This window comes from Sediminicola sp. 1XM1-17, from assembly GCF_037203765.1.
Lineage (GTDB): Bacteria > Bacteroidota > Bacteroidia > Flavobacteriales > Flavobacteriaceae > Sediminicola.
Genome location: NZ_JBBCAS010000005.1, coordinates 53,994 through 67,608, shown reverse-complemented (window position 1 = coordinate 67,608; position 13,615 = coordinate 53,994). Strand labels below are relative to the sequence as shown.

Here is a 13,615-nt window from a genome sequence, read left to right as displayed (position 1 = left end):
TATTCAATTTCTTTAACAATAATTCATATTATGAAAATTTTGAAAGTTAGCTATTCACTTACATCTGGTGGTGCAGAGCGATTGGTTGTTGATTTGTGTAATGAACTTATATTAAAACATGAGGTTCATTTACTGACAATATTGGATGATGAAGAAGGAGATAATCGCTTTTACAAGGAATTTTTATCAGAAAAGGTTAAGTATCATTGTGCAAACGAAAAAAAAGGGTTTAGCATAACAAAAATTTATAGATTAAATAAAATTATTAATCAAATAGCTCCTGATATTGTGCATTTTCATGGTGCAGGTATTATACTTTATTTTATCCCAATAATTTTATTAAATAGAAGATTTAAGTACTTAGAAACTTTACATAATGCAGCAGATCGTATTTACACAAGAAAGAATTATTCGTATATACTGAAACCAATAATAAGAATGAATTTGGTTCAAATGATTACAATTAGCGATGTAAATAAATTGTCACTTGAAAGGCAGCTAAACGTTACCAACTCAACATTAATTTATAATGGACGATCACTTCCTACATGTTCAGCACATTTTAAGGATGTAAAAATTGAGGTGGATGGTTACAAAAATAATGAAAATGATATGGTGTTTATTCATATCGGCAGGTGTTCACCTCAAAAGAATCAGAAAATGTTAATTAGTGTGTTTAATAACCTGCAAAGTAGAAAAATAAATTGCATTTTATTGATTATAGGCGCCAATTTTGATTCAAAATTAGGTATCGAAATTAAGCAAATGGCTAATCCAAATATTCATTTTTTAGGAATAAAACCCAATGTAATAGATTATATGTTATGTTCAAATGCATTTTGTTTGTCCTCTATTTATGAAGGTATGCCCATTTCATTAATAGAAGCATTCGCATGTGAAACTGTTGCAATCTGTACTCCCACTAGTGGTGCTAAAGATTTAATCCAGGATGGTAAGACAGGGTTTATTTCTGATAGTTTTTCTGAGAATTCCTATTTACAGGCGGTTCAACGATTTATTAATAATAAACCAATAGATAAAAAACTTTTAAAGGAAATCTATTCGAATGTTTTTTCCATTGAAAAATGTGCACAACTACACGAGGAACTATATATGAAAATTATATCATGTTAATTCCAACTTGTAGCTTTTGCTTAAAATAATTAATGCTATTAAAGAATAATTTATATGTGGATTTATGAATTAATTTTATCTAGGTTTTATCAATATATAAAGGGAGATCGTCGGTATGTTTATTATAAAAAATTGCGTTCAAACTTAGGTTTAAGTAGGAATAATATTTTAAATGAACAAAACAAGGCAATTTGTTCTTTGGTTAAACACGCTTATGAAAACACCACCTATTATAAAGAACTATTTGATAATTATCAGATTAACCCAGATGATATCAGAACAAAGGAAGATTTGAATAGACTACCTCCATTAACCAAACAAAATATAAAGGATAATATAAACGACTTAAAGTCTAACGATCGCCATGGACAAAGTTTAAGATTGGTCACCTCTGGTGGTTCTACAGGAGAATTAGGGATCATTTATCGTTCAAAATACTTTGAGGAAATGTCTCGTGCCTCATGGTTGCGCAATAATGCAATGATTGGTTGGATGCCCACCGACAAGACAGTATGGTTTTGGACATCCCCAACAGAACATGCCACTTTTTTTAAAATGATGTCCATTAGATTAGGGCAATTCATAAATCGCCGTATTTATTTGAACGCCTTTGAATATTCAGCTGATGATTTTCCTATTTGGTATAAACGTATTATAAAATTTAAACCAAAAGTGGTCTTTGGCAATCCTAGTTTAATAATAGAATTTGCACATTTTCTAAAAACTGAAAAATTGGATTTACCATCTGTTAAAATAGTAGTAACTACAACTGAAAAACTTAAGGGAAGAAATTTCATAGAAGAAGTGTTTAATTGTCCCGTGTACGACCAATATGGTTGTAGTGAGATTATTGCTATAGGAATAGAACTTGACAAGAACGAAATGGTGTTTACAGACGATGTAGTATTAGTGAATGCCAATGCAGATAACCAATTTTTACTTACCGCCTTATATTCCTATGGATTCCCTTTGCTTAATTATAAAGTGGGCGATGTTGGGGAATTGATGGCTATAGATCGTAATGATAAAAGGTATCCATTTCCCAAAATTAATCTAAAAATTGGTCGTATTACAGATAAGTTTTTGTCAGAAAATAAAACAACAATTTCAACTTCTTCCTTAGGCAGTTACTTAGCCACTTTAGATTTAGGGATTAAAGAACATCAAATAATCCAATCAGATTATAAAGTATTCAAAATAAATTATGTGATTTTAGATAATACCAATTTGGAAAATTATTTTCGAAATATGACTTTAGGTTTGGAAGAATATTTTGGAACTAACTTGACAATTGTATTTAATAAGGTTCTAAGTATGCCCATTGAGAAAAGTGGAAAACGATTAATGTTTAAAAGGACTTTTAATCTTTAAGTAAAGGGTTAGGCAGGAATTGAAATTATAAAATGAAAGAAGTATGAAAGTTTATTTAATGGTTGATTGGGATTATGACAAAACTTTTTTTTTGGAAAATTATTTCCATAATGAAAATATCGCACTAGAAATAATTGGTATACCAAATTATAATAGGCGAGATAGGGAAACGAAATTAGGGTCTATTAAATTGTATTTTAAATATTTAATATTATCGATCAAAACAATTAAATTGTCATCAAAAGATGATGTTATAATTTGTTGGAACTTTACAACAGCTATACCACTTGGATTACTAAATAAACTTTTGAAAAAAAAAAGAAAAATAATAGCACTTAACATTATAGCTCCTGTCCATAATAAAATTGTTGAAGGTCTTAAAAATAGATTATTTCAATATGCATTAAAACAGAAAAATATTTTAATCACTGTCAATTCAGCTGAGCTAATTGCTTCGTATTCATATAGGTTAAAGCTATCAATAGAAAAGTTTTTTGTGTTGCATGATCCTATTTTTGATTCCTATAAATCATCAGAATTTGTTAAAAAAGACAGTTATATTTTCTGTGGTGGAGAGGCGCGGAGAGATTGGAAAACCATTGTAAAAGCAGCGGAATTGACCCCTGAGCTTTCTTATGTTTTTGTAGCTAGAAAAAAGTATTTTGATCTGAAGACTTTAATTCCCGGCAACGTAAAAATATATTTTGATATACCCCAAGAAGAATATTACAAGTTGTTTGAAGAAAGTACAATAATAGCACTTCCTTTAAAAGATAAAAAACCTGCGGGTTTAATTAATTTAATAAGAGCTGCTATGCTTTCTATACCTATAGTTTCATCGAATACCCCAAGTATAAATAATTATATTGAAAATAATATTTCTGGAATACTAGTAAAAATGAATGATCCAGTTGAATTTTCAACAGCACTAAAAAGGATTTATGATGATTTTGAAATACAAGAAAATTACGCTAATAATTTAAAGAAATCAATAGTTTGTAATTTTTCTAAAGAATCCTATTCCTCGCGATTAATTGACATTATAAATACTTTAGCTTAGTATGAGAATACTTCACATTACGAATAATTATCCCACGGATAAGTTACCCATATTTGGGATATTTGTTAAAGAACAGATAGAATCTTTGGTTTTGCATGGCATAAGTAATGACGTAATGTTTATTAATGGCCGAGAAAATGGTAAACTAGAATATATAAGGGCAGTTTTTAGAATAAGGAGAAATTTATCCAAAGAAAATTATGATATTATCCATTGCCATCATGCATTGAGTTCCTTATGCCTAATTCTAAGCGGAAAAAGTAAAGAAAATAGGGTAGTAGTTTCATTTCAAAATGACCCTATTCATGAACTTGGGAAAGTTGTTTTTCAATTTATAAAGTCAAATACAAATGCATGGATATTTAAAAATAATTCTAAACTTATTACAGATGAATATTCATTTTACCTTCCAAACGGAGTCAACACAAAATTATTTAAACCTATGGACAGAGATAATGCCAGACATTTCTTGGGTTTAAATAAAGAAACAATTTATATCCTTTTTGTAAGTTCAAATTTAATACGAAGGCAAAAAAGATACGACCGTTTTACGGAGACATTAAAAATATTAAAGGAAAAATATAATTATAATAATATTAAAGAATTAAGATTAATTAATACTTCTAGAGAAAAAATTCCTTATTATTTTAGCGCTGTAGATTTGCATTTGCTTACTTCAGATTTTGAAGGTTCACCTAATTCAGTAAAAGAAAGTTTGGCCTGTAATACACCCGTTGTATCAACTAATGTTGGAAATGTCGAAGAAATTTTAAGGGGTTTGGACAATAATTATGTGGCAAAAAATAACTCAGCTGAGGAGCTGGCATTTCTTGTTAACCTAGTTTTAAAAGGTAAAAAAATCAATAGTGCCGATCATTTAATAAAATTAAAATTAGATATGAAATCTGTGGCAGAACAACTAACAAATATTTATAAAAAAATAAGCAAATAAAATATGAAAAAAAGAATTTATATAGCGGGATGCGGTGGTATGTTGGGAGAGGCATTTTATGAGCAGTTTAAGAATGATTATGAAATAAAGTGTACTGATAAAGACGTAAATGAAGATTGGTTGACTTTTCTGGATTTTAGAGATTTTCAGGAGTACAAAAGGGATGTTGAAGCATTTAAGCCAGACTACCTATTTCATTTAGGAGCTTACACCGATTTGGAATATTGTGAAGAACACAAAGATGATACTTATCTTACTAATACCCTAGCGGTGGAGAATGCCGTATATTTGGCTAATAGCCTTGATATTCCTTTATTGTACATAAGTACAGCGGGTATTTTTGATGGAAAAAAAGACCTTTACGATGACTGGGATATGCCTAATCCTTTAGGGGCTTATGCAAGAGCAAAGTATATGGGAGAACGCTATGTTTGTGAAAATGCTAAGAGGTTTGTAATATGTCGTGCTGGTTGGATGATGGGTTCCGGACCCAAAAAAGATAAGAAGTTTATACAAAAACTAATGAAACAATTAAAAGATGGGAAAAAAGAGTTGTTCATAGTAAATGATAAGGACGGTACACCTACATATACGCATGATTTTGCCAAAACTGTAAAAGAATTGGTTGAAAATGAATATTGGGGTTTATACAATTGTGTATGCGGTGGACAAACCAGTAGATTGGAAGTAGCGGAAGAATTGGTGAAGCTGATAGGCAAACAGGATGAAGTAAAAATAACATCGGTAAGCTCTGAACATTTTAAAGATATTTATTATGCAGAAAGGCCCCCATCTGAAAGGCTAAACACAAAAAAATTAGAATTAAGAGGAGTTAATAAAATGCGGGATTGGCGAATTGCACTTAAGGAATATGTAGATAATTATTACCAGAATTATTTATAGGAATGAGGATAAAAAAAACGGTGGCAATTGTTGGTTCGGCGGGTTTACCAGCAAATTACGGTGGATTTGAAACTATGGTTAATTATTTAACCAAAGAAAAGAACTTAGAATTTGAATTCACTGTTTTTTGCGAAAAAACTCCTAAAAATAAACGTTTCAAAGAGTTTAATGGTAGCTCTCTAATGTATTTACCTTTCAAAGCTAATGGAGCGCAATCCATAATTTATGATATTTCATCTTTAATACTTAGTTGGTTTAAATTTGATGCCATTTTAATTTTAGGTACTCCAGGATGTATTATTCTTCCCTTTTTAAAACTATTTAAAAAGACAAATTGTATAGTGAATTTTGGAGGCCTTGAGTGGAAAAGAGATAAGTGGGGGAAGAATGTTCAATGGTACTTAAAATTAACGGAAAAAGTAGCAATTGATAATGCTACATCTATTGTTGCGGATAACCAATTTTTTTGTGATTATATTTCTGAGGAGTATGGTAAAGAAAGTATCTTAATCGAATATGGAGGAGACCATACTTCTTACAAAGAAAAATCCTCGGAACTCACTAAAAAATATCCTTTTTTAAATTTAGATTATGATGTTAGCGTTTCAAGAGCCCAAATAGATAATAATTTACATTTGGTACTTGAAGCTTATATTAATATTCCAAATCGGAATTTAGTACTGATTTCAAACTATGCAAAGTTTGAATATGGAAGAAAATTAAAAGAGAAATATTCGGGATATGATAATATAATTATGCAAGATGCTATTTATGATTTAAATGAATTGGACGTTATAAGAAGTAATGCTAAAGTGTATATACATAGTCATTCATTTTGTGGTACAGCTCCATCCTTGGTTGAGGCCATGAGTTTAAAATTACCTATCGTTGCTTATAACGTTCCAACAAATCGATTTACTACCGAAGATAAAGCTTTACTATTTTCAAATGAACATGAATTATCAAATATAATTCAACAGCTTTCTAAGGAAAAGGAAAATGAATTGTCATGCAAAGTAAAGGAAATTGCTACGCGTAGGTATACTTGGAAGAGGATTAGTGATAATTATGCAAGGCTTTTCACCTAAATGGTATAAGGGATTTGAAAGAACTGTCCTCCATTTTCCTTAGGCAATTAATAAATTACATTACTCAATAAAGAAATGAAAGAAACTCCATATTTATTAGAACTGAATGAAGAAGAAGAATCATTCAATATAATGCAATTTGTTACTAAATACTTACGATACTGGCCTTGGTTTTTGGCAGCAATTTTGATCTCCTTGGTTTTGGGGTATACCTATATGCGTTATGCCCCTATTACCTATAAGTCTGTGGCAAAAATCAAGATCATTGATGACTCCAAGGAAATGAATATTATTAATGATGCGTTAGCATTTATGAGCAGAAATAACAAAGTCAACTTAGAAAATGAAACGGAGATTCTTAAGTCCTATCGTTTGTTGAGCCAGGTGGTAGCGGAATTGCAATTGGATGTGGCTTATTATGAAGTGGGGAATGTAAAGACCACCCAGATTTGGAGCCCGCCTTTTACCATTGCCAAAAATAGGTTGTCCGATAGTATCAGGAGTACGAAAGAGTATGGGATAAAAATAACGGATAAAGATCTGATCATTACCGATGCCAAGAACAAAAAAGTCACCATGAATCTGGCCTATATGGGCCTACCCTCAGACGGGCTTCCCTTTACTATTAGTTTATCGGAAATGGAAGATATTGCAGAATTTAAAGGGCATACTTATAAAGTAGTATTGCTCCCCATGAAGGAGGCTGTCTTACAGTTGAACAAAGATTTACTAGTAGAAGCGACCAATAAGAACAGTGAAATCTTATCCCTGGCTATTGAAGGCACTAGTGTGGATCGCTCAGAGGCCATATTAAATACGCTTATTGCCAAATTTAATAGGGATGGGGTATTGGACCGCCAATTGGTGTCCAAGCGCACCTTGGAGGTCATAGACCAGCGCTTTAGTTACTTGTCCGGGGAATTGGATTCCATTGAAGTGGGAAAGCAAGATTTTAAAAGGGCCAACAACCTATCTTATATCACGGCAGATGCAGAGGCCACCTTGCAAAAGAGATCCAATACCGAGGAGGAACTGTATAAAATGGAAAACCAGGTATCCATCTCCAGAATGTTAAAACAAACGGTCATCAACCAAAGTGATTATGGCTTATTACCGGCCAATATTGGGATAGAAAATAATAGTTTGAACAGTTTAGTGACAGGGTATAATGAACTGTCCCTGGAACGGGAAAAATTGTTGCCCAATGTTGGCAAGGATCACCCCACCCTGCTTAGATTAAATGGGCAGTTGGAACGCGCCAAGGTCAATATCATCAAATCCGTCAATATCTATGAGGCCCAATTGGAAAACTCCTTGAACCAATTGAAACGGGAAGAAAGCCGGGCAGGTTCCCAATACTCCAGATTGCCGGAAAAGGAAAAAATGCTGCGTTCCATAGAGAGACAACAGGGGATTAAAGAAAACCTCTTTTTACTGCTCTTGGAAAAGCGGGAAGAAGCCGCCATTAACCTGGCCGTTACCGCCCCTTCCGTAAAAGTCATAGACTATGGCTTAACCAGTAGTAAGCCCGTGTCACCTACCAAACCAAAAGTATATGGTCTCTCCCTGATCTTGGGGATGTTCCTGCCGTTTATGGTATTGTTCATCAAATTTTCCCTGGATACCAAAGTATATGACCGTTCAGATATTGAAAAAATCAATACTGCCTCCCCCATTTTGGCCGAGATACCCTTTTTAAAGGAGTCCAGAAAAATGATGGGGGACAATGACCGTTCCGTATTGGCGGAGTCCTTCCGTATACTTGGGACCAATGTCAACTATATGTTGCCCAAAAAAGAAAAAGGGGAGGGCCAGGTCATCTATGTGACCTCTTCCGTAAAAGGGGAAGGGAAGACTTTAACGGCCGTAAACTTGTCCCTGGCCTATGCCAGTATGAAAAAGAAGGTCTTGCTCGTAGGGGCAGATCTGAGAAATCCACAGTTGCACGAATATTTGAACGCCACCAAAAATACCATGGGCCTTTCTGAGGTTTTGGAGAACCCGAAACAAAAATGGGAAACCCTGGTACAAGAAGGGTTGGGAAAAAGTGTTTACCACAAAGTGCTGCCAAGCGGGGCCGTGCCCCTAAATGCCCCAGAGCTGTTATCAGGTCCCGGTTTTGGAAAATTGATGGAGCAGGTGAAAAAGGAGTACGATTTTATTGTAGTGGATACCGCCCCGACCATGTTGGTCACAGATACCTTATTGATCTCCCAAGAAGCGGATATCACCCTTTTTGTGACCCGTTCCGGTGTTACGGACAAACGTTTGTTGGAATTTTCCAAAGAACTGAACAAGACCAAAAAGCTCAAGAACATGGCCTATGTGCTCAACGCCGTAGGCAATGGCAAGGCAAAAGACTATAACTACGGCTATGGCGTAGGTTATGGTTCGGACAGTTAATAATGATAAATTAGCAATGAACAGTGAACAATGAGCAATAGCTGGTTGGTTTAAGGCTTGTTAGTGGTGGTGCTATAGATTAACATTTTCAAGACCCTTACAGGGAATACCTATTTTATGGGAGTTCGTGTAAGGGTCTTTTTTATGTGGTATACCTATGCGATTGAGGATGACCATATTGAGCTTTTGCATTTTTTTACCCAAAAACAACCTCTCCTAAAAAAATTAGGCTATTTTTAATCCGAATATGCGGGGTTGCCCGTATAACAAGCTTAATAGGTGTTTTTTAAATGGGAGTGGTTCAAAATATTTCAGGTAAAATAGGTGCTAAGTTCAAACAATTGTTCCGCTATATTCGGAAACATCCCTTCAAGACCTTTTTTTATTTGGTACTTCTAGGGATTACCGGTGTTGCCGTCCTCATGTCCATGATCTATTTTGGCACCTTCGGAAAACTCCCTACCGTAGCCTATTTAAAAGGCCTAAAAAATCCCGTAACCTCCACCATCTACGCTTCCAATAAGGAGGCTATTGGCTATTACTTTTTACAGAACCGTTCCAATGTGGATAGCTCCCAAATATCATCCAATCTAAAAAATGCCCTGGTCGCTACCGAGGATACCCGTTTTTATGACCACGGAGGGGTAGATTATAAGAGCTACGGAAGGGTATTTGTAAAATCGATCATCCTGGGACAGAATGCCGGGGGTGGTAGTACCATTACCCAACAGGTGGCCAAAAACCTCTTTGGAAGGGAAAAACAGTTTTTTCTTTCTACGCCCATCAATAAGATCCGGGAAGTTTTTATAGCCAAGCGCTTGGAAAACATCTACACGAAAGACGATATTCTACTGCTCTATTTCAATACCGTTTCCTTTGGGGAGAATACCTATGGGATCGAAAAAGCGGCAAACCGCTTTTTTAACAAAGCCCCGGAGGAACTGACTTTGCCCGAATGTGCTACCTTGGTGGGACTCCTAAAAGCTCCTACCTATTACAATCCACGGGCCTTCCCCGAGCGTGCAGAACAGAGACGCAACGTGGTATTGTCCCAAATGAAAAAATATGGTTACCTGACCGATGAGGAATACGTAGCGGCAAAAACGCCATTAAAGCTCGACTACCAAACGCCGAAGAAGGCTTCTTCCTTTTCCAATTACTACAAGGAATTTGTAGCTGCCGAATTTAAGGCCTGGGCCGAGCAAAACCCTGCTCCAGACGGACATACCTATGACCTGGAAGCCGATGGACTTAGCTTGTACACCACCCTGAATGTAGATATTCAGCACTATGCGGAACTGGCCATTCAAAGGCAAATAGACCAACTCCAATCGTTGATGGACCGCTATTGGTCTGCATCTACGACCGAAGGGGGCAAAGAGGCCCTCCTAAAGAAAATAGAGGAGAGCATGGGGGTTGTCAAAAATATGCGTCAGGCAGGAAAGACCGATGCCGAGATCAATGCCTTTATCCAACAGAAGAAACCACGTAAATATTGGGAGGTCGGCAAAGGTTATGAAGACCAAATGATGTCCTTGGAAGATTCCATTACCAAAAGTATCAATAGGCTACACGCCGGAGTGCTGGTCATGAGCAGTACCTCAGGGAGGATCATGGGCTATGTAGGGGGCATCGATTATGGGTTTAGCCAGACCGATAATATTATCACCCCAAGACAGGTGGGTTCCACGTTTAAACCGATTACCTATTTGGCAGCCCTTCAAACAGGGCAGGATCCTTGTACTTTTTATGATAACCAATTGCTGACCTATTCCAAATACGAAGATTGGAGACCGCGGAATGCAGACCATTCCTATGGGGGCAGCTACAGTATGCACGGGGCATTGGCAGGATCCATCAATACGGTATCCGTAGCCATACAATTGCGTACGGGAACAGAAAGGGTATTGGAGCAGGCCAAGAAAATGGGAATAGAAAGGGAATTGCCAGACGTGCCTTCCATTGTACTGGGTACTGCCGATATCAGTCTCTTGGAAATGGTAAGGGCCTATGCCAGTATTTCCAATGGGGGCAACAAAGTAAAGCCTTACGCGATTGAGCGAATAGAGAACGAACAAGGGGAGGTGATCTATGAAGCCAAACCTGCCTATGAAGGGAGGGTCGCCAGTTACAAAAATGTAAAGGCCATCCAAAAAATGATGGAAGGCGTAACACAAGGGGGCACAGGTTCCCGATTGGCAGCATATAATATCCCATTTAATATCATTGGAAAAACAGGGACCACACAAAACAATGGGGATGGATGGTTTATTGGAGCTTCTCCCGAACTGGTCGTTGGGGCCTGGGTTGGTACCTTTGACAAACGCGTACAGTTCAGTTCCACTACCATGGGATCTGGAGCCAATACGGCCTTACCAATGGTAGCCTCGGTTTTCAGGGACCTTAGCTATTGGAGACGTCCCATCCTAACGAATTTTGAATACGAAATGGATTATTTTCCTTGTTGGCCCTATAGTATGTTATCGGCAGCAGAAGCCGCTCCTTTGGCCCTGTCCGATACCACCTACCGGGAATATTTAAGGATCCGTGATTCCATTAGGGGAGCAGTGGTGCCCATTATGGAAATAGAAAATGATTCCTTGGCCCCATTAGAGCAAAAGCTAGACTCCATAGTCAAAGATAGCAGTGCCCGGGTATTACAAAAGCCATTGCCCTTATCCCAAGAATAGTTGATGGTTGATGGTTGGTGGTTGATAGTTGATGATTGTTTGTTGGTGGATACAAATACTTGGAAATTTTCTAAATGGGAAGGGTATAAACAATGCATAAAATAGTATTTTCAACCGCAATATAAAACCAACCAAACCAGCCTCTTTATGGTATCACTGAATTTCTGGGATTATTTGATCATTACAATATTCTTTGCCATTACCCTTTCCATAGGGCTTTTTGTTTCCAAAAAATCAGGCACCGATTCCAATGAGTTTTTTCTTTCGGGCCGTACCATGCCCTGGTGGTTATTGGGGGTTTCCATGGTAGCCACTACCTTTTCCACCGATACACCCAACTTGGTGACCGATATTGTCCGTACCAACGGCGTTTCCGGCAACTGGGTGTGGTGGGCGTTTTTGCTGACCGGCCTACTCACGGTTTTTGTGTATGCCAAACTATGGCGGAAATCGAACGTGAATACCGATATAGAATTTTACGAATTCCGTTATGGCGGAGCCCCGGCCAGGTTTTTGCGCAAGTTCAGGGCCATATATTTAGGGGTCATTTTTAATGTCATTACCATGTCGGCCGTCACCTTGGCGGCCATTAAGATCGGTGGTATCATGTTGGGGCTGGAGCCATGGCAGACCGTGGTCTTTGGTGGGGTCATTACGGTGATCTTCAGTGCCGCAGGCGGTTTTAAAGGGGTGGTCTATACCGATTTTCTACTCTTTTTTGTAGCCATGGGCGGAGCCTTGGGAGCAGCCTATTATTTGGTGAATCTACCGGAAGTGGGTGGGGTGTCCGCGCTGATCAACCATGATGCGGTAGCCGGTAAACTATCTATTTTGCCCGATTTTAGTGATACCCAAGCTTTGATTACCTTATTTATCATTCCCTTGGCCGTGCAATGGTGGAGTTCCTGGTACCCGGGGGCAGAGCCCGGTGGCGGTGGGTATATCGCACAAAGGATGTTGGCCGCCAAGGATGAGAACCATGCCATTGGGGCCACATTTTTCTTTAATATCATGCATTATGCCCTAAGACCATGGCCATGGATCTTGGTGGCTTTGGCCTCTTTGGTGGTATATCCGGATTTGGCCAGTATACAAGAAGCTTTTCCTAATATTACAGATGATAAATTGGGACACGACCTGGCCTATTCCGCCATGCTGACCAAATTGCCCAGTGGCCTGTTGGGATTGGTATTGGCCTCCTTGGTAGCCGCCTATATGAGTACTATCTCTACCCAATTGAATTGGGGATCCTCCTATGTGGTCTATGATTTTTACAAACAGATGATCAACCCCAAGGCCTCAGAAAAGAAGTTGGTTTTGGTAGGTCGTATTTCAACCGTTGTTTTGATGGTATTCAGTGCCCTATTGGCACTGGTCCTTCAAAATGCCCTTCAACTGTTTGAAGTGCTGTTGGTATTTGGGGCCGGAACCGGGCTCATCTTTATTTTGAGATGGTTTTGGTGGCGCATTAACGCGTGGAGTGAGATCACCGCCATGTTTGCCTCAGGAATCATTTCCATCCTGTTAAAATTAACGCCCCTTGGGGCTTATTTGTTCCATGCGGAGTCGGGCGTTTTCGAAAGTTATTATGAATATCCCTTTGTGGTATTGTTTACCACCATCATATGGGTGGGAGCCACTTTTATGACCCAACCGGAACGTAAGGAAGTACTGCAATCGTTCTATAAAAGAATCCAACCGGGAGGACCGGGGTGGGCAAAAGTGGTTCGGGAGGCCAAAGCAGAAGGTGAGGAAATTGTATTTGCGAAAGAAGGCTGGAGTGTCCCCTCGGGCATCGTGGCCATGCTACTGGGCTGTGTCCTGATCTATAGCTGTATGTTCGCAACGGGCTATTGGATTTATGGCGATTATAGGTATGCAGGGGTGCTAACGGGAATTGCGGTCGTTTCTGGATTTTTGATGACCAAGATTTGGAGTAAGATCAAGAGCAATATCTTATAAAGAATCAAGAAAAATCCTGGTATCAATACTAGTATTTCATTCTTAGTAAAGG

Annotated in this window: 9 protein-coding genes; all 9 read left to right on the top strand. The window is 37.6% G+C overall.

From position 1 onward, the window contains the following. The first annotated feature begins 30 nt into the window (after positions 1 to 30). The 9 genes from WAA86_RS08765 to WAA86_RS08725 all read left to right on the top strand — a co-directional run bounded on the left by WAA86_RS08765 (position 31) and on the right by WAA86_RS08725 (position 13,563). Positions 31 to 1,134 (top strand): glycosyltransferase family 4 protein, encoded by a 1,104-nt coding sequence (locus WAA86_RS08765; RefSeq protein ID WP_337300626.1) that lies wholly within the window; start codon positions 31 to 33, stop codon positions 1,132 to 1,134. A 54-nt stretch (positions 1,135 to 1,188) separates the two neighbouring features. Further along, a complete protein-coding gene (locus tag WAA86_RS08760) occupies positions 1,189 to 2,505 on the top strand; it encodes a hypothetical protein (RefSeq protein WP_337300625.1) in 1,317 nt (438 codons plus the stop codon). Positions 2,506 to 2,548: 43 nt separating this feature from the next. Next, the gene (locus tag WAA86_RS08755) at positions 2,549 to 3,565 is read left to right on the top strand and encodes a glycosyltransferase (protein ID WP_337300624.1); all 1,017 of its coding nucleotides are present in this window, start codon (positions 2,549 to 2,551) and stop codon (positions 3,563 to 3,565) included. Between the two features lies 1 nt (position 3,566). Further along, positions 3,567 to 4,517 carry a glycosyltransferase family 4 protein gene (locus WAA86_RS08750; RefSeq protein WP_337300623.1) on the top strand — a complete coding sequence of 317 codons (951 nt, stop codon included), beginning with the start codon at positions 3,567 to 3,569 and terminating at the stop codon, positions 4,515 to 4,517. Between the two features lie 3 nt (positions 4,518 to 4,520). After that, on the top strand, positions 4,521 to 5,420 hold the full coding sequence (locus WAA86_RS08745) for an SDR family oxidoreductase (RefSeq protein WP_337300622.1): 900 nt from the start codon (positions 4,521 to 4,523) through the stop codon (positions 5,418 to 5,420). Between the two features lie 2 nt (positions 5,421 to 5,422). Continuing rightward, positions 5,423 to 6,508 (top strand): DUF1972 domain-containing protein, encoded by a 1,086-nt coding sequence (locus tag WAA86_RS08740; RefSeq protein WP_337300621.1) that lies wholly within the window; start codon positions 5,423 to 5,425, stop codon positions 6,506 to 6,508. A 75-nt stretch (positions 6,509 to 6,583) separates the two neighbouring features. Then, on the top strand, positions 6,584 to 8,911 hold the full coding sequence (locus WAA86_RS08735; RefSeq protein ID WP_337300620.1) for a GumC family protein: 2,328 nt from the start codon (positions 6,584 to 6,586) through the stop codon (positions 8,909 to 8,911). A gap of 290 nt (positions 8,912 to 9,201) precedes the next feature. After that, positions 9,202 to 11,601 carry a transglycosylase domain-containing protein gene (locus WAA86_RS08730; RefSeq protein ID WP_337300619.1) on the top strand — a complete coding sequence of 800 codons (2,400 nt, stop codon included), beginning with the start codon at positions 9,202 to 9,204 and terminating at the stop codon, positions 11,599 to 11,601. A gap of 147 nt (positions 11,602 to 11,748) precedes the next feature. After that, a complete protein-coding gene (locus tag WAA86_RS08725) occupies positions 11,749 to 13,563 on the top strand; it encodes a sodium:solute symporter family protein (RefSeq protein ID WP_337300618.1) in 1,815 nt (604 codons plus the stop codon). Positions 13,564 to 13,615 lie beyond the last annotated feature (52 nt).

What these genes read in the sequence shown, in the direction of transcription:
- WAA86_RS08765 (WP_337300626.1), top strand. Translation starts at nt 31, where the DNA reads ATGAAAATTTTGAAAGTTAGCTATTCACTTACATCTGGTGGTGCAGAG.
- WAA86_RS08745 (WP_337300622.1), top strand. Translation starts at nt 4,521, where the DNA reads ATGAAAAAAAGAATTTATATAGCGGGATGCGGTGGTATGTTGGGAGAG.
- WAA86_RS08740 (WP_337300621.1), top strand. Translation starts at nt 5,423, where the DNA reads ATGAGGATAAAAAAAACGGTGGCAATTGTTGGTTCGGCGGGTTTACCA.
- WAA86_RS08730 (WP_337300619.1), top strand. Translation starts at nt 9,202, where the DNA reads ATGGGAGTGGTTCAAAATATTTCAGGTAAAATAGGTGCTAAGTTCAAA.
- WAA86_RS08750 (WP_337300623.1), top strand. Translation starts at nt 3,567, where the DNA reads ATGAGAATACTTCACATTACGAATAATTATCCCACGGATAAGTTACCC.
- WAA86_RS08755 (WP_337300624.1), top strand. Translation starts at nt 2,549, where the DNA reads ATGAAAGTTTATTTAATGGTTGATTGGGATTATGACAAAACTTTTTTT.
- WAA86_RS08725 (WP_337300618.1), top strand. Translation starts at nt 11,749, where the DNA reads ATGGTATCACTGAATTTCTGGGATTATTTGATCATTACAATATTCTTT.
- WAA86_RS08735 (WP_337300620.1), top strand. Translation starts at nt 6,584, where the DNA reads ATGAAAGAAACTCCATATTTATTAGAACTGAATGAAGAAGAAGAATCA.
- WAA86_RS08760 (WP_337300625.1), top strand. Translation starts at nt 1,189, where the DNA reads ATGTGGATTTATGAATTAATTTTATCTAGGTTTTATCAATATATAAAG.